This is a genomic window from Croceicoccus sp., assembly GCF_983967925.1.
In genome coordinates this window covers 1-15,307 of record NZ_CFETID010000043.1, presented here as the reverse complement: position 1 = coordinate 15,307, position 15,307 = coordinate 1, and the positions used below count along the sequence as shown (strand labels likewise).

The window sequence follows — 15,307 nt, the reverse complement described above, 5'->3', positions numbered from 1 at the left end:
ATATACCAGGTGCCGTCGCGGGCCAGGGCAGGCGTCGCTATGGCCGTAGAGGCCAGAGCAAGGCCGATTACCGCTTTACGCATCAGCGTTTCCCCTTATTTTCCATCTTGTTGATTGAAGCCACGGAGGCGAGTTCTATCCGTAGTTGATTTTGCGTGCAAGCTTGGTGAGACGAAGCATTGTTGCATTCGCGCATCACTATTCTTCCACGACAAGGTCCTTCCGCTGATAGATTTTACCCTCACGATATGGCCGCAATCGCTCTGGAGGAGAAAAGTTCCCATTCAGTTACACGAAAAAATCCAGCATGTTGCGCAATGGCATCAGGTGTTTGGAACGGCTCCAGCCATGCCAAGGCAATCGAGAATGGCATCGATCGCCGAGCGCGCCTCGATATCGACGTTGGCGCCTCCCAGAGGCCGCGCTATCGGCGCGGGCGAAGTCCAGCCATCGCTGAAACGCCGGTTCGCACCGATGTTACGATCAAAGACCGACATGCCCGGTCGAGGGGTGATGAACGTCCACTGCTCCTGCTGCCAACACGCGAGTTCGTTCGCGTGGTCCTCGAACACTCCGATTGGTGAGGCTGATACGATCCAGCACTCTCCGGATGCCGGGTTTTCCTGAGGTTCGTCGGCAATGCCTTCGACGATGGGCTGCAAGAGCGCGTCGACCCTGACCAGTGCTTCGTTGACGAAAATCTCCTTCTGCGCCTGCGCGACATGCATGGCTGTGCTGGGGACCGCGCAGGCTCTCCGGCTCTGCCGCCGAATACAGATAGGCCTGCGCGCCATTAGGCCAGACGATCCGCCGCAGCGAAGGTTCGAACACCGGACGGCGATAGGGCGGCGACACCGCCAGCAATCCGCTCTCACCCTCCACCATGATCGAGCGCGCCTCACCCAAAGAGGCGCCGATCAGGGCGATGCGCGCATCGGGATTCGCTCGGGCCACTTGCCGAACCCATTCGGCCCCTGCGCGTGTCTTGCCAAAGCCGCGACCGGCGCAGATCAGCCATACCGACCATTCTCCCGGTGGCGGCAGCTGTTCGGGCCGCGCCCACAATTCCCAGAAATAGCGCAGCTCGCGCCGTTCCTGCGGTTCCAGTTTCTCGAGAAGCGGTTTGCGGCTGCCGGGTGCCAGTTCGCTCAGCCAGGCGATCAGGGCGGCGTCATCCATCGTCCCGCTTCGTCTTGTCAGACTGCTTCATCCGTTCGCGCATCGCATTCAGCTTGGCATTGATGCGGTCGATGATTTCCTTCTCGTCCTCGCAGCTCTGCTTGGCCTTGGTCTTGCCGAACGCCTCGCGGTGCGAAAGCAGCAGGCGGATGGCCTGGGCGGTATCGTATTTGCGGTCATTCAGACCGTCGCGCAGCTCGCCTTCGCGCAGGCGGCAGAGTACTTCGAGTTCGAGCGCCTCGTATCCCTGGCACAACGCTTCCTGCCACGCCGCTGCAAATGCCGCCTCGTTGCGCCGCGTCTTGTAAGCCGTGCTGACGTCGATCCCGCCGGCCCGAGCTGCCGCAGCTACGTTCGAACTGATTGCCAGATGTTCCAGAAAGCGTTCGCGCCAGTTGTGCGGCCGGCGCACACGTTTCTTCTGCCGAACCTCAGCCATGGTCGGCTCCTCCCGTCGCTTGTATTGGATCGGGCAGGCCAGAGCGGCCCGCATGTTCCTGATTGCCCCCCGCGAGAGCGTCGGCGGATGCTCCCGGCGACTCGCTCTATCGCGATGTTCCGTTTCTCTAACCAAAGAGTGTGACGATGTCAATATAAAAGTGCCAAATAGGTTATTTATTAGCACTGGCCATGCACATCCACCCTGCTAAATGCCAGGAGAACGCAGGGATTCACGGGGGGCGCGGCAGGCAAATGCTACGCAAGCTTTACGACTGGACGATCGACAAGGCGCAGCATCGCCACGCGGAATGGTGGCTCGCCGCCATATCCTTCATCGAATCGAGCTTTTTCCCGATCCCGCCGCATCCGCTGCTGGGCCTGATGTGCCTGGCAAATCCGCGCAAGGCGATCCGCTACGCGCTGATCTGCACGATCGCTTCCGTGATCGGCGGGCTGTTCGGCTATGCGATCGGATATCTCTTATATGATGCCGTAGGTAAGGCTTTGATCGCCGCTTTGGGCTTGTCCGACAGCTTTCCCGTCGCCGCCTGCTATCTGCGCGAGCGTGATTGGGAAGTCATCGTCATCGCGGGCGCAACCCCGGTACCGTTCAAGTTGCTGACGATCACCTCGGGCTTCATCGAGATGAACCTCGTCACCTTCACGCTGGCCGCGATTGCCGGACGGGGCTTCATATTCATGACCGTGGGCGTGCTGTTCCGCCTGTTTGGCGCTCCGATCAAGGCGTTCATCGACCGCTATCTCGGCATGCTCACCACGGCCTTCGTGCTGCTGCTGGTGGGCGGCTTCGTCGTCGCGTCCTATGTGGGGACAAGCGAAGGCGACACGACGCGCGACAAGTGCCAGATGCAAGCCCCAGCAGCGGCCTGAACACACAAAAGCGGGCAGCCGGCGCCTGCCGGACTGCCCGCTTTGCTGCCGCAAACGCGGTCAGATGATACCGGTCTTCCGGCCCGCAGTCTCAAACATGGTCAGGATCTGCCCGACCTGCTCCTGGCTGTGCTCTGCGCATAGCGAACAGCGCAGCAGCGTCATGTTTGCAGGTGTCGCCGGGGGACGCGCCAGATTGACGTAAAGTCCCTCCTTCAGCAGCGCTTCCCACATGGCCGCGCCGCGCTCCAGATCGGGCATGATGACGGCGATGATGGCGCTCTGCGGTTCATCCGTACCCAGTTCGAAACCGAGACCTTTCAGGCCTGCATGCAGACGCTTGGAATTGTCCCACAGATGGGCGCGCTTCTCGCCTGCCTGCATCAGCTTGCGGATCGAGGTCGCGGCGGTCGCCACCACGCTGGGCGGCAGGGATGCGGTGAACACATAAGGGCGGCAGACCAGGCGCATGATCTCGAACTTGGGATGGTTCGACACGCAGAACCCGCCGACCGTGCCGACCGACTTCGAGAATGTTCCGATCACGAAATCGACATCGTCCAGTACGCCCTGATCCTCGGCCACGCCGCGCCCGTTGGGGCCGATGAAGCCCATCGAATGCGCCTCGTCGACCAGCACCATGGCGCCGTGCTTCCTGGCGACAGCCACCATTTCCTTCAGCGGCGCGATGTCGCCCAGCATCGAATAGACGCCTTCCAGCACGACCAGCTTGCCCGCGCCTTCCGGAATGCGGCGCAGCCGCTTTTCCATGGCCTCGATATCGTTGTGCTTGAACGGCACCACCTCGGCATTGCCCATCGCGCAGCCGTCCCAGATGGACGCATGGCTGTCGATGTCGAGAACGATGTAGTCGCCCTTGCCTGCGATGGTAGAGATGATGCCCAGATTCGCCTGGTACCCGGTCGAAAACACCATGGCATGATCCATGCCATAGAATTCGCTCAGCGCAGCCTCGACTTCCTTGTGGCCCGAATAGGTGCCGTTCAGGACCCGGCTGCCGGTGGTGCCGGCGCCGAAATCCCTCAGCGCCTGCTTGCCCGCTTCCAGAACGTCCGGATCGAACGTCATGCCCATGTAATTATAGGTGCCGAGCAGGATCGTCTCACGACCGTTGCAGATCGCGGTTACGGGCGACAGCACCTGCTCCATCACCAGGTTGAACGGATCCTCCTGTCCCGCGCCCAGCAGGTCGGCGCGCTGCTTGATGAGGGGATCGAATTTCGAAAACAGGTCGGTCGCATCGCCCGGGGCGGCATCGGCGCCGGGCAGGGGCATCGGCTTGTCGGGCTGGCTGATCGCTTCACTCATGGCGTCAACCGCGCAGCCGCGTAACGGCGTCGATCAGCTGGCCATAGGTCTCGATCTCGGCCTGCTGGTTCATGCTGATGATGATGTCGAACTCGTCCTCGATCGCGGCCACGAAATCCATCACCGTCAGGCTGTCCCATTCGAGATCGCCTGCAAAGGTCGTGTCCTCGGTGATCGCCACGTCCTTCTTGTTGAAGGGCTCGATCAAGGTATCGATGCGGTTCTTGGTATCGTCGCGGTCCATGGGTCCTGCCAATCGGAATGCCTGTGGCCTCGTGGCAAAGACGCGCAGAGGCCGCCTGTCAAGCCGAAGCGGCCGCCTAGACCGCCGTTCGGGCAATCGGAATCGGCGAAACGGGCGGGTTTTGCCGCTCAGGCGGCGGCGCGGTTGTCCACCAGCGAATTGACCGCGTTCATGAACGCGTTGATCGATACGGGCTTCGACAGATAGGCATGCGCGCCTGCCGAACGAATCCGTTCCTCGTCTCCCTTGCCCGCATAGGCCGTGACGGCCAGCACGGGGACGTCCGCCAGCCGCTCGTCCACCTTGAGCGACTCGATCAGCGAGATGCCCGAGATATTGGGCAACTGAATATCCATGATGATGAGATTCGGTTCGAACGCGAGCGCCCGCTCGATCGCTGCCAGCCCGTCTGCCACCGGCTCCACCGCAAAGCCGTGCGCTTTCAGCAGGTCGCAAAAAAGCTTTCTGTTGAGATCGTTGTCTTCGACAACCAGAACCCGTACTGCCACTTCCAACCCCCTGCGGATCGCTGTTGCCCCTGTCGTTCCGCTGACCCTTGTGTAAAACCGGCAGGCACCATTTGACAATCCCGTTAAGCGAATCGTCCCGAAGCGAAGCGAATACTGTGGCGCTGATGGCACTTGCCTGGATACTGCAGGACGACGACAGGGCGCAGCGCCTGCTGTCGCTGACGGGTCTGGAACCCGATCATTTGCGTCATGCGCTGGATGATCCCTCGGTCCTCGCCTCGGTGCTCGACTTCCTGGCGAATCACGAACGCGACCTGCTTGCCGCGTCCGAGGCGCTCGACCTGCCGCCCGAAAAGATCGTCGCGGCGCGTAACCGGCTGGCCCCGCCAGCTGACGAGATGTAGACGCTAACCCATGCCGATTCCCGAAAAGAACAAACCGCTCGTCATCACCGATTGTGACGAAGTGCTACTGCGCATGGTCCATCACTTCCGCGCCTGGCTGAAGGAGGATCATGCGATCACCATGACCGTCAGTCGCGATTTCAGCGGCGCGCTGGCACATGACGACGGACGCACACTCGAACAGGAAGAGGTCTGGGAACTGCTGGGCGGCTTCTTCGACGACGAAATGCACCGGCAGGACGAGGTGCCCGGCGCGATCGACGCGATTCGCACGATCAGCGAACATGCCGAAGTGGTCGTGCTGACCAATCTCAACGACGAGCGGCGCGAGGATCGGATCCGGCAACTCGCGACTTTCGGTATCGATCTGCCGGTCTATACCAATCAGGGTCCCAAGGGTCCCGCACTCGCCCGCATCGTCGAGGAGCGGGGGTATGACGCTAACGGCAAATTGCGTCCCACCTTCTTCATCGACGATCTGGCCGTGCATCACAATTCGGTCGCCGAAACCGCGCCCCACGTGATCTGCCTGCACTTCGTGGGCGAGCCCGAGGTCGCCCCCCACACCACCTGCGCATTCACGGCGGGCCACGCCCAGGCGCGCATCGACAACTGGCAGCAGGCGCTTCCCTGGCTGCTGGAACGCATCAAGGAGCATGCATGAGCGTGAAGAGTATCGACAAGCGCCTGTACGACATGGGTATCACCCTGCCCGAACCGGCCGCCCCGGTGGCCAGCTATGTCGCCACGGTCGAGCATGGCGGTCTGCTGCATATCTCCGGACAACTACCTTTCGTCGATGGCCAGATCGTCAAGGGGCGGCTGGGCGAAAGCGTCACGCTTGACGACGGGGTGAATGCGGCGCGGGCCTGCGGCATCATGATCCTTGCGCAGGCCAAGGCCGCGCTCGGCAGCCTTGAACGGGTGGAGCGCGTGGTCAAGCTGGGCGGCTTCGTCAATTCGACGGGCGATTTCGTCGACCAGCCCAAGGTGGTGAACGGCGCGTCTGACCTGATGATGGCGGTGTTCGGCGAGAATGGCCGCCATGCCCGCAGCGCCGTCGGCGTCCCCGTCCTACCACTCGGCGCCGCGGTCGAGGTGGATGCGATTTTCGCGGTAAGGCCGGCCTGATCCATGGGCGGGGGCGTTGCCGCATAACCGTCCCTCATGGCTGACCGGCTGGTCCTACGCCCATCGCGGATTGCACCAGCCGGGCGGTCCGCTTGAAAATTCCCTGCCTGCGTTCGGCGCGGCCATTGCGGCCGGACACGGCATCGAATGCGATGTCCAGCAAAGCCGCGACGCGCAGGCCATTGTGTTTCACGACTGGACGCTCGACCGGCTGACCGCCGAAACGGGCGCGGTCCGCGAGCGAACCGCCGCCGAACTTCGGCGTATCGCACTGTGCGAACAGAGCGGCCATATCCCCACGCTTCCAGAAGTCCTGCGGCTGGTTGCGGGCCGCGTACCGATTCTGGTCGAGATCAAGTCCCGCCGCGACGTCGACTGGCGGCCGCTTGCCCGTGCCACACGCGATGCGCTCGCTGCCTATCGCGGGCCTGCCGCGATGATGAGCTTCGATCCGCGCATCGTCCGCTGGCTGCGCCGCCGCACCAATCGCCATCCCACCGGTCTGGTGATCGGACGACGCCAGTGGGGCGCGAGCGGCGGGAAAGCCGGATTCGCGGCATGGCGGGGTCTTGCGATCCGATGGATCGATCCCGATTTCATCGCCTGTGACATTGCCGACCTTCCCGATCCAAGAATTGCCCGGCTTCGCGCCAGGGGGCTTCCCGTGCTCAGCTGGACGATCCGCTCGTCCGAACTGGCAGCGCGCGCCGCGATTCATGCCGATGCGCCGATCGCGGAAGGGAAAGGCATAGGGTGAGCGAAGGCGATCTCGCCATCCGCCTCGCCGGATCGGTCGGCACGGTTCCTCAGCAGGACTGGGACGCGCTGGACCCATCCGGCAATCCGTTCACCAGCCACCGCTTCCTCGACATCATGGAGCAATCGGGCAGCGTGGGTCCGGGCACCGGCTGGGCACCCGCCCCGCTCGTGCTGGGGGATGGCGTAGCGCCGCCACGCGCCGCGCTCCCCGCCTATCTCAAGTCGCACAGCCAGGGCGAATATGTCTTCGACCACGCCTGGGCCGATGCGTGGGAGAGGGCAGGGGGCAATTATTACCCAAAGCTTCAGATCTCCGTCCCCTTCACGCCCGCCACCGGTCCGCGCGTGCTGGCCGCGGACGAAGACGACGCGCGGATCATGCTGCGAGGTGCCGAAACGCTGGTGGTGAACGAAGGGCTGTCGTCTGCCCACGCAACCTTTATCGCGCCCGACCAGATCCGCCTGTTCGAGGAAGCCGGCTGGCTGATCCGGCAGGACATCCAGTTCCACTGGACCAATCGCGGGTTCGAGGATTTCGACGAATTCCTTGCCACGCTCGCCTCGCGCAAGCGCAAGGCGATTCGCAAGGAAAGGGCCCGCGCCGTCGAGGGGCTGCGGATCGAGCACCTGTCGGGCGACGCGCTGCGGCCCGAGCACTGGGATGCGTTCTGGCTGTTCTATCAGGACACCGGGTCGCGCAAATGGGGGCATCCCTATCTGACGCGCGAAGCCTTCGACCTGTTCGGCACGCGCATGAAGGAAGATGTGGTGCTGATCCTCGCCTATGAAGGCGACATGGCCATCGCGGGCGCGCTGAACTTTGCCGGACCGCAGGCGTTATACGGCCGTTACTGGGGCACGCTGGTCGATCGGCCCTTCCTGCATTTCGAAATATGCTATTATCAGGCCATCGACGCCGCGATCGCCCGCGGTCTCCCACGGGTGGAGGCGGGCGCGCAAGGTTCGCACAAGCTTGCCCGAGGATACGAGCCGGTGACGACACACTCGGCCCATTTCATTCCGCACGAAGGCTTCCGGCAGGCCGTCGCCGATTATCTCAGGCAGGAACGCGCAGGGATCGGCTTGCAGCAGGAAGCGCTGCGCGAAATGGCGCCCTTCCGAAAGGGCTGATACGCCTCAGCCGTTCAGCGCCGAGCGTTCGAGCAGCCACGCCCGCGCGCGCCGCTGCGCCTCGGCGATTTCGCGCGGCGTCATTTCTTCGGCAATCTCGCACCGGCAATGCGGTGCATCCTCGTGCCCCTTCGAAGCAGCGAGATTGAACCATTTATGCGCCTCGATCAGGTCGCAGGCCACGCCGTGGCTACCGGTCGAATAGGCGCAGCCCAGTTCGAACAGCGCTTGATCGTCGCCTGCGCTGGCCAGGGCCCGGTGAAGATCGATGTAACCCGCAACGCCGCCTTTGGCGGACGCGATCGGCTTTGCATTCGCGAAATTTTCCTGTCCCAGCTGCACCATTATTCGAAACCCCCTGTTCGTCGCCAGCCCCCCGGCCGGCCTGACACAAGTGTGGATGATGATGGTCAACAAGGCGTTAACGATAATCCCGCGCCGGATTCGAACATCGGGACGCCGTTCGGGAAAGCTTAATCTGTGCACGAATAGACCGCAGCCGTAATGCGCGCTTGTGCCCGAATCGTCGGGCAACTATAGGGCCGCGCATCGGGATTTCACATTTGTCGTCAAAAGGGGTCCAATGACATCTGCGCGGCATCTGGAGGTGGGATGGCAACGAGCATGAACCTTGCGACCGGAAGCGAAATGGACGATCTGGCCGCGGCACGCAGCGCACTCGCTGGCGAATATCTGCCCAGCGCTGACGAACCCTATATGAACGCCCGGCAGCAGGATTTCTTCCGCCGCCTTCTCACCGAATGGAAGCAGTCGATCCTCGACGTGTCCGCCGGAACGCTCCAGAACCTGCAGGAAGGCCCGATCCGCGAGCCGGACCTCAACGATCGTGCGTCGAGCGAGACCGACTGGGGCATCGAGCTTCGCACGCGCGACCGTCAGCGCAAGCTGATCGCCAAGATCGATTCGGCCCTGCGCCGCATCGACGAGGGTGAATATGGCTATTGCGAGGTCACCGGCGAACCGATTGGCCTGGGCCGCCTGATCGCCCGCCCGATCGCCACGATGACGGTCGAAGCGCAGGAAGCGCACGAGCGCCGCGAAAAGATCTCGCGCGACGATTAAGCGGCGGCGCATGCGTCGATGCGCCAAAGCGAGCCAATTCGGCCATGAGCCGAGCGCTCGATGTCCCGATGCGGTACAGAAATGTGTCGTTGGGGATAGTCCGAATGCGCTTTAGACTTTCTTAGTCCTCTTTCTCTACTGAATGCATATCGGGTTGGGCAGGCAGTGCGGCTGTCCATGTTATGGATATGCAATCCCCAGGGAATCGAGCGATGATCGACCGCCAGGATAACCGCAGGCACGGCCGCGACTCGCTCTTCCTCGTGGCAGAGCTGAGGCTGGAGCGTGACGGTCCGCCTTACGAGGTAAAGCTCCGCAATATTTCGGATTCCGGAGTGATGGCCGAGGGGTCGATGCGCGTGTCGCGTGGAACCCGGGTCTATATCGATCTTCACAATATCGGCATGGTGGCTGGCCATGTCGCATGGGCGGCTGGCGATCGCTGCGGCATTGCCTTCGATGAGCCGATTCGCTCCTCGCTCGTCCAGTTTCCGGTCGCCAATGTCGATTTGCCCGAAAATGGCTCGGCGGATGGTCAGGCTAACGGCGCCGTTCCGCAGAATTCCGGACCCGGCGCAGACGATTGATTTTTCGGTGTTCGCGGATGGCTGACCGCCGATCCGCTTGCTAGAACCCGGCTCATGATGCGTATCTCCTTTGGCCGGCTGCTTGCGCCTTTGACAATGGCTGCCGCGCTATGGGCCTGCAGCAGCGAGGGCGACGCGCCGATTGACGTGGTGCTTGTCGGCGACAGGGCCGCTGCGCTTTCCGACGATGGCAAATCGGATCCTGCAGGGGCCGCGCTGGTGTCGGCAACGCATGAGGGGCTGGTCGATTTCGACACTGAAGGGCGCATCTCGCCCGGTCTGGCGGAAAGCTGGATCGTCACCGATGACGGGCTAAGCTACATCTTTCGCCTGCGCGCCATGCGCGATGCGGACGACGAACCGATCGATGCGCGTGACATCAGGCGTATGCTCCTGCGCGCAATAGACGATCAGGACGGAACGGCCCTCGGTCTTGATCTGGAGGCGATCGAAGCGGTGTATGCGCGGACGAGCCGCGTCGTTGAAATCCGCCTGAAATCCCCCGTTCCCGAATTCCTGAACCTGCTGGCGGGGCCCGAACTGTCGTTTCAGACCGGCCGCGTCAATCCGCATGTGCTGGTGATCGACACCGATCGCGCGGGCGAACCGCGCTTGCTTGCGCCCGCGCTTCCGGAAGGTGCGGATAATCCGTTCACCTCGGCCGATCCGCTTGAACTGCGCATCCTGCCGCCAAGGGAAGCGGTCGAATTTTTCCAGGACGGCCGTGCCGAAGTGCTGCTGGGCGGTAATATCGACGGATTGCCGTTCGTGCGGATGGGGGGACTGCTGCGCGGCGCAATACGGCTCGACCCCGTATCCGGCATGTTCGGCCTTGCAGTCGCGCGCCGTGAGGACGGTTTCCTCAGTGATGCCGTCAACCGCGAGGCGCTGGCCATGGCGATTGACCGCGAGGCGCTGATCGAACCGTTCAATATAGGCGGCTGGGTGCCGATGACACGCATCGTACCCGCGGGCCTCCCCGACAGCGCCAGCCCGCCGCAGGAACGCTGGGCCGACCTCAGCCTTGAGGATCGGCAGGCGATCGCGCGGAATCGTGTAGCGAACTGGGCAGGCGCAAATTCGGGGGGTACGCCCCAGCTGCGCATTGCGCTGCCGCCGGGCAGGGGCGGCGATCTGCTCTTCAGCAGGCTGCGGCGCGATATGGCAGCCATCGGGGTCGCGCTTGAAAGGACGGCTGACCCGGACAAGGCGGACCTGCGCCTCGTCGACGAGATTGCCGCCTATCGCATGGCCCGCTGGTACCTCAATCGACTGCATTGCGACATCAGCGAGGCGGTCTGCAGCCCCGAGGCTGACGCGCTGCTGGCCGAAGCCGTGGCCGAGCCGGACGATGCCCGCCGCGCCGCTCTGACCGCAGAGGCAGAGGCGCTGCTTGTCGCGCAAAATGGCTTCATACCCTTTGGCGCGCCCATCCGCTTTTCGCTTGTGCGCGGCTCGGTCGAAGGGTTCGCGGTGAACCCGTTGGGCGTTCATCCCTTGTCGCAGTTCGTCTTGAACCCCACTTGATGGGTATGGACGAAGACAAGACAACCGCCGGAGCCGAGCGCTTTCAGCCCATGTTCGAGGCGAATTCGATCGGCATGGGCAGCGATCCGGCGTCGATCCGTCAAAGGGTCGAAATGCTCGAACGCGTGCTGGAGCGCAGCTTTCGCATCCCTGGGATCAACTATCCGGTCGGACTGGATGCCATCGCCGGCCTCGTCCCGGTCCTCGGCGATCTGATCACCGCGGCGATGGGCGCCTATATCGTCTGGGAAGCCCGCAATCTGGGCATGCCCAAATGGAAAATCTGGCGGATGGGGGCGAATGTCGCCTTCGATACGGCGGTAGGCGCTATTCCGCTGGTCGGCGATGCGTTCGATCTGGTGTTCCGGTCGAACACCAAGAACCTGCGGATCATCCGCAACCACCTTGAAAAGCATCACCCCGAAACGCGCGTCATTGATCAATAGGCGCGCGCCGGTGACGGGGTTCGACCGTCAGAAATCGATGGCGATACCGTCCTTTTCCCAGTCGCCATAGCGCGTGGGATCGGGCCTCTCGCCGTCCTCGTGACGTTCGCCCTTGCCCGGTTCGGGGGCGGGGTCGTTGGTCCAGTGGGCAGGCTTCTCGAACCCGTCCGGTCGTTTCGTGGCTCGCTTTGTCATGATGGCAAGATGGGGTGGCTGGTGCAGCATGGCAAGCGCCGCTAGGGGGAGGACTTTCCCAATCGTCAGGAGCCTCGCTTGCCCGATATCGCCGGATTGCCCGCCCGCAAGGCGGCCCTGCAGGTCCTCGACGCCGTATTGCGCCGGGGGGAGACGATGGATCTTGCCCTGCCGCGCGCCACCGCGCGCCTGCGCGGCGCCGACGCGGCGCTTGCCCGCGCCATAGCCGCCGAAACCCTGCGCTGGCTGCGCGATCTCGACGATCTGATCGACAGCGCCACGCGGCAGAATCTTGCGGACGACGCGAAAGTGCGCACGGTGTTGCGGCTGATGCTGGTGCAGGCGCTGCGGCTGGACACACCGCCCCACGCCGTCGTGTCGACCGGCCTTGAATTGCTGACCGGCGGACCGCGGCGGCTGGCGCATGGCGTATTTTCCACTCTTACGAAGCGCGGGGCCAGCCTGCCCGATACGCCCAGCCTGCCGGAATCGGTCGCCGAACGCTGGCAAACCCAGTGGCCGAACCGCATCGGGGCGATCAGCCAGGGTCTTGTCGATCCTCCGCCGCTGGACATCGTGCTTCGCGATTCGGAAGCGGAAAGCGAATGGGCGGAGCGATTGGGGGCGGAGCCGATGGGCGGCGGACGGCTTCGGCTTCCGCGCGGCCATGCGGTTACCGATGTGCCCGGCTATGACGAAGGCGCGTGGTGGGTGCAGGATTTTGCCGCAACCCTGCCCGCCGCGCTGCTGGGCAAGGGTGAGGGGCGACGCGTGCTCGACCTCTGCGCCGCACCGGGCGGCAAGACGCTGCAATTGGCAGCGGCCGGCTGGAACGTCACCGCGCTGGATATATCCAAACGGCGGCTGGAACGCCTGCGCGACAATTTGCGCCGCACGGGCCTTTCGGCGCAGATCGTGACCGCCGATGCGCTCGATTGGACGCCGGAAGGCGCATTCGACGCCATATTGCTCGACGCGCCCTGCAGCGCGACCGGCACCTGCCGCCGCCATCCCGACGTGCTCCATCGGTTCCTGCCCGCGCGGTTGGGCGAACTGACCGATTTGCAACAATCGCTGGCCGATCGCGCCACCGATTGGCTTAAACCCGGCGGAATGCTCGTCTACGCGGTCTGCTCGATGGAACGCGAGGAAGGGGAAGACAGGGCGCTGGCGTTGTCGAATGACGACAGGCTGAAACCGGCGCCGATCGGGCCGGACGAATTGCCCGCCCCGATCTCGCCCACTGCCGAGGGCTGGCTCCGCACCGACCCCGGTCTGATGGCCGGGGCAGGGGGAATGGACGGCTTCTTCGCCGCCCGCTTCACGCGGCGCTAGATTCTATTCCGCAGTCGTCTTCGACCGGCTGGCAAAGCTCTTGCGCAGCTTCGCCAGCTTGGGCGGAATGGTCGCCATGCAATAGGGATTGCGCTGTCCGTCGCCTTCCCAATATTCCTGGTGATAGTCCTCGGCGACGTAGAACTCGGTCGGTTCCTCGATTGTGGTAACGACCGGCAGATCGCGCTCGTCCTGTGCGCGGCGGATCGCGGCCTCGGCTCCGGCTTTCTGTGCATCGTTCAGCGGGAAGATTGCCGAGCGGTATTGCGTCCCGACATCGTTGCCCTGCCGGTTGAGCTGCGTCGGATCATGCGTGCCCATGAACACGTCCAGGATGTCGGCATAGCTGATGGCATCGGGATCGAAGGTCAGCCGGATCGCCTCGGCATGGCCGGTATTGCCGGTGCACACCTGCTTGTAGGTCGGATTCTCGACGTCGCCGCCGATATAGCCGCTCTCCACGTTGCTGACGCCGATCACGTCGCGGAACACCGCCTCGGTGCACCAGAAGCACCCGCCGGCGAGGATTGCCTGTTGCTCGCTCATGATTTTTCTACGCTCATGAAAGTCTCCTTGGCCCTTCAAATAGGAATCCGTTCCGCAGCTTGCCAGTGTCCATCGGTGCAGCCCGTCCCATCGCTACGCGCAGCCCGCACCTTGCCACCGGGGGTCCCGCATCATATCTGCCGCGCATGACCAGCATCACCGTCGCCGCCCTGCAATGCGCCCTCGGCTCGGATGACGAGCGTGAGAATATCGCCGCCGTCTCCGCCCTGGTGGAGGATGCCGCAGGCAAGGGCGCACAGATCGTGCTGCCGCCCGAACTGTTTTCCGGCCCCTATTTCTGCCGTGAGGAGGACGAGTCCCTGTTCGCGCTCGCCCGCCCGACGGCCGAGCATCCTTCGGTCCTCGCCATGCAGGCGCTGGCGGCAAAGTTGAAGATCGCGATCCCCACCAGCTTCTTCGAACGCGACGGTCATCATTATTACAACACGCTGGCGATGATCGGCCCGGACGGCGAGATCATGGGCACCTATCGCAAAAGCCATATTCCCGACGGACCGGGCTATGAGGAAAAATATTACTTCCGCCCCGGCAACACCGGTTTCAAGGTTTGGGACGTGTTCGGCACGCGCATCGGCGTCGGCGTCTGCTGGGACCAGTGGTATCCCGAAACGGCGCGCGCCATGGCTCTGATGGGCGCGGAACTGCTGTTCTATCCCACTGCCATCGGGTCCGAGCCCTATGATGCCGATCTCGACACCAGCCGGATGTGGCGACGAGCGATGATCGGGCATGCGGTGTCGAATTGCATGCCGGTGATCGCCTCCAATCGCATCGGGCGGGAAGGGGAATGCCAGACCTTCTACGGCCACAGCTTCATCAGCGACGAATGGGGCGATTATGTCGAGGAGTTCGGCCGCGAGGAAACCGGCGTATTGGTCGCCACGCTGGACCTGAAGCGTGCTGCCACCCACCGCGCGGGCATGGGCTTTTTCCGCGATCGCCGCCCGCAGCTCTACGGGCGGCTGGCCGAGGATATCTGACCGCACCGTGACCGGTCAGGGCGACCAGTACTACCTCCTCGGTCTGGGATCGAACATGCGGCACATGCGGCACGGCGCGCCTGCCGATGTGCTGCGCGCCGCATGCCAATGGCTGGGTCGCCACGGTTTGCAGGTCGAGGCGATGTCCGACATCGTGCGCAGCGCCGCCATCGGTCCATCGGCGCGCGACTATGCCAATGCGGCCTGTATCGTGCGGTCGGACCTTGGCCCGCGCGACATGCTGGCGCTGGTGAACCGGGCGGAGCGGGCTTTCGGCCGGCAGCGCCGCGGGCAGCGTTGGCGTCAGCGCACACTCGATATCGACATCCTGCTGTGGAGCGGTGGGAGCCACGCCGACCGCCATCTGCTGATCCCCCATCGCGAATGGCGCAAACGCCACTTCGTGCTTGGCCCCGCCGCGCAGATCGCGGGCGACTGGCGCGATCCCCTGACCGGACTTTCAACGCGACATCTGCATGCACGCTTGACCCGGCCGCGCCCCCTGCCTAGTTGACCACCCGCAGACCGCGCAACGCGTCGTGGATCGGGCCCTTAGCTCAGTCGGTAGAGCAACTGACTTTTAATCAGTAGGTCGCTGGTTCGAACCC

At 63.5% G+C, this 15,307-nt stretch carries 21 protein-coding genes and 1 pseudogene; 13 read left to right on the top strand and 9 right to left on the bottom strand.

Annotation, left to right across the window (positions count from 1 at the left end):
• Positions 1-323: 323 nt before the first annotated feature.
• The 3 genes and pseudogenes from AC4FIJ_RS15580 to AC4FIJ_RS15570 all read right to left on the bottom strand — a co-directional run bounded on the left by AC4FIJ_RS15580 (position 324) and on the right by AC4FIJ_RS15570 (position 1,672).
• A complete protein-coding gene (locus tag AC4FIJ_RS15580; RefSeq protein WP_490337560.1) occupies positions 324-728 on the bottom strand; it encodes a DUF2793 domain-containing protein in 405 nt (134 codons plus the stop codon).
• Positions 724-1,179: pseudogene (locus tag AC4FIJ_RS15575) on the bottom strand (terminase large subunit domain-containing protein); the annotation flags it as partial. The gene AC4FIJ_RS15580 and the pseudogene AC4FIJ_RS15575, both read right to left, overlap by 5 nt.
• Entirely contained in the window at positions 1,172-1,672 is a 501-nt protein-coding gene (locus AC4FIJ_RS15570) for a hypothetical protein (RefSeq protein WP_490337559.1), read from the bottom strand. The gene AC4FIJ_RS15570 and the pseudogene AC4FIJ_RS15575, both read right to left, overlap by 8 nt.
• A 200-nt stretch (positions 1,673-1,872) precedes the next feature.
• Here AC4FIJ_RS15570 and AC4FIJ_RS15565 point away from each other — a divergent pair, with 200 nt between their 5' ends.
• Complete coding sequence (locus tag AC4FIJ_RS15565) at positions 1,873-2,511, top strand: YqaA family protein (RefSeq protein ID WP_490337558.1); 639 nt, start codon at positions 1,873-1,875, stop codon at positions 2,509-2,511.
• Between the two features lie 60 nt (positions 2,512-2,571).
• Here AC4FIJ_RS15565 and spt read toward each other — a convergent pair whose 3' ends face one another.
• The 3 genes from spt to AC4FIJ_RS15550 all read right to left on the bottom strand — a co-directional run bounded on the left by spt (position 2,572) and on the right by AC4FIJ_RS15550 (position 4,593).
• Positions 2,572-3,840, bottom strand: coding sequence for a serine palmitoyltransferase (gene spt / locus AC4FIJ_RS15560; protein WP_490337557.1), 1,269 nt, complete (start codon positions 3,838-3,840; stop codon positions 2,572-2,574).
• A 4-nt stretch (positions 3,841-3,844) separates the two neighbouring features.
• Positions 3,845-4,084: an acyl carrier protein gene (locus AC4FIJ_RS15555; protein ID WP_490337556.1), complete on the bottom strand. Its 240-nt coding sequence runs from the start codon at positions 4,082-4,084 to the stop codon at positions 3,845-3,847.
• Between the two features lie 128 nt (positions 4,085-4,212).
• Entirely contained in the window at positions 4,213-4,593 is a 381-nt protein-coding gene (locus AC4FIJ_RS15550; protein ID WP_490337555.1) for a response regulator, read from the bottom strand.
• A gap of 47 nt (positions 4,594-4,640) precedes the next feature.
• Here AC4FIJ_RS15550 and AC4FIJ_RS15545 point away from each other — a divergent pair, with 47 nt between their 5' ends.
• The 5 genes from AC4FIJ_RS15545 to AC4FIJ_RS15525 are packed head-to-tail and all read left to right on the top strand — an operon-like array spanning position 4,641 to position 7,979.
• Positions 4,641-4,958 carry a DUF3572 domain-containing protein gene (locus AC4FIJ_RS15545; RefSeq protein ID WP_490337554.1) on the top strand — a complete coding sequence of 106 codons (318 nt, stop codon included), beginning with the start codon at positions 4,641-4,643 and terminating at the stop codon, positions 4,956-4,958.
• Between the two features lie 10 nt (positions 4,959-4,968).
• The gene (locus tag AC4FIJ_RS15540) at positions 4,969-5,622 is read left to right on the top strand and encodes an HAD family hydrolase (RefSeq protein ID WP_490337553.1); all 654 of its coding nucleotides are present in this window, start codon (positions 4,969-4,971) and stop codon (positions 5,620-5,622) included.
• Complete coding sequence (locus tag AC4FIJ_RS15535; protein ID WP_490337552.1) at positions 5,619-6,089, top strand: RidA family protein; 471 nt, start codon at positions 5,619-5,621, stop codon at positions 6,087-6,089. The genes AC4FIJ_RS15540 and AC4FIJ_RS15535 overlap by 4 nt, the downstream gene beginning before the upstream one ends.
• Before the next feature lie 16 nt (positions 6,090-6,105).
• A complete protein-coding gene (locus tag AC4FIJ_RS15530) occupies positions 6,106-6,846 on the top strand; it encodes a glycerophosphodiester phosphodiesterase family protein (protein ID WP_490337551.1) in 741 nt (246 codons plus the stop codon).
• On the top strand, positions 6,843-7,979 hold the full coding sequence (locus AC4FIJ_RS15525; RefSeq protein WP_490337550.1) for a GNAT family N-acetyltransferase: 1,137 nt from the start codon (positions 6,843-6,845) through the stop codon (positions 7,977-7,979). Before AC4FIJ_RS15530 ends, AC4FIJ_RS15525 begins: the two co-directional genes overlap by 4 nt.
• Positions 7,980-7,985: 6 nt before the next feature.
• Here AC4FIJ_RS15525 and AC4FIJ_RS15520 read toward each other — a convergent pair whose 3' ends face one another.
• Entirely contained in the window at positions 7,986-8,324 is a 339-nt protein-coding gene (locus AC4FIJ_RS15520) for an SEL1-like repeat protein (protein WP_490337549.1), read from the bottom strand.
• Between the two features lie 279 nt (positions 8,325-8,603).
• On the opposite strand from AC4FIJ_RS15520, the gene dksA reads away from it, so the two are divergent.
• The 4 genes from dksA to AC4FIJ_RS15500 all read left to right on the top strand — a co-directional run bounded on the left by dksA (position 8,604) and on the right by AC4FIJ_RS15500 (position 11,622).
• Positions 8,604-9,062, top strand: coding sequence for an RNA polymerase-binding protein DksA (gene dksA, locus AC4FIJ_RS15515; RefSeq protein ID WP_490337548.1), 459 nt, complete (start codon positions 8,604-8,606; stop codon positions 9,060-9,062).
• 212 nt (positions 9,063-9,274) lie between these two features.
• Positions 9,275-9,649: a PilZ domain-containing protein gene (locus AC4FIJ_RS15510; RefSeq protein WP_490337547.1), complete on the top strand. Its 375-nt coding sequence runs from the start codon at positions 9,275-9,277 to the stop codon at positions 9,647-9,649.
• Positions 9,650-9,703: 54 nt separating this feature from the next.
• A complete protein-coding gene (locus tag AC4FIJ_RS15505) occupies positions 9,704-11,176 on the top strand; it encodes an ABC transporter substrate-binding protein (protein ID WP_490337546.1) in 1,473 nt (490 codons plus the stop codon).
• Positions 11,177-11,226: 50 nt separating this feature from the next.
• Entirely contained in the window at positions 11,227-11,622 is a 396-nt protein-coding gene (locus AC4FIJ_RS15500) for a DUF4112 domain-containing protein (protein ID WP_490337561.1), read from the top strand.
• Between the two features lie 27 nt (positions 11,623-11,649).
• Here the strand turns inward: AC4FIJ_RS15500 and AC4FIJ_RS15495 are convergent, their stop codons facing one another.
• Entirely contained in the window at positions 11,650-11,817 is a 168-nt protein-coding gene (locus tag AC4FIJ_RS15495) for a DUF1674 domain-containing protein (RefSeq protein WP_490337545.1), read from the bottom strand.
• Positions 11,818-11,895: 78 nt separating this feature from the next.
• Between AC4FIJ_RS15495 and AC4FIJ_RS15490 the strand changes: the two genes are divergently transcribed.
• Positions 11,896-13,152: an RsmB/NOP family class I SAM-dependent RNA methyltransferase gene (locus AC4FIJ_RS15490; protein ID WP_490337544.1), complete on the top strand. Its 1,257-nt coding sequence runs from the start codon at positions 11,896-11,898 to the stop codon at positions 13,150-13,152.
• 3 nt (positions 13,153-13,155) lie between these two features.
• On the opposite strand, the gene msrA is transcribed toward AC4FIJ_RS15490, so the two are convergent.
• Positions 13,156-13,698 (bottom strand): peptide-methionine (S)-S-oxide reductase MsrA, encoded by a 543-nt coding sequence (gene msrA, locus AC4FIJ_RS15485; RefSeq protein ID WP_490337543.1) that lies wholly within the window; start codon positions 13,696-13,698, stop codon positions 13,156-13,158.
• 146 nt (positions 13,699-13,844) lie between these two features.
• Here msrA and aguB point away from each other — a divergent pair, with 146 nt between their 5' ends.
• Together aguB and folK are read left to right on the top strand one after the other, a co-directional pair.
• Complete coding sequence (aguB, locus tag AC4FIJ_RS15480; RefSeq protein ID WP_490337542.1) at positions 13,845-14,699, top strand: N-carbamoylputrescine amidase; 855 nt, start codon at positions 13,845-13,847, stop codon at positions 14,697-14,699.
• Positions 14,700-14,706: 7 nt separating this feature from the next.
• Complete coding sequence (folK, locus tag AC4FIJ_RS15475) at positions 14,707-15,213, top strand: 2-amino-4-hydroxy-6-hydroxymethyldihydropteridine diphosphokinase (RefSeq protein ID WP_490337541.1); 507 nt, start codon at positions 14,707-14,709, stop codon at positions 15,211-15,213.
• The last annotated feature ends 94 nt before the right edge of the window (positions 15,214-15,307 follow it).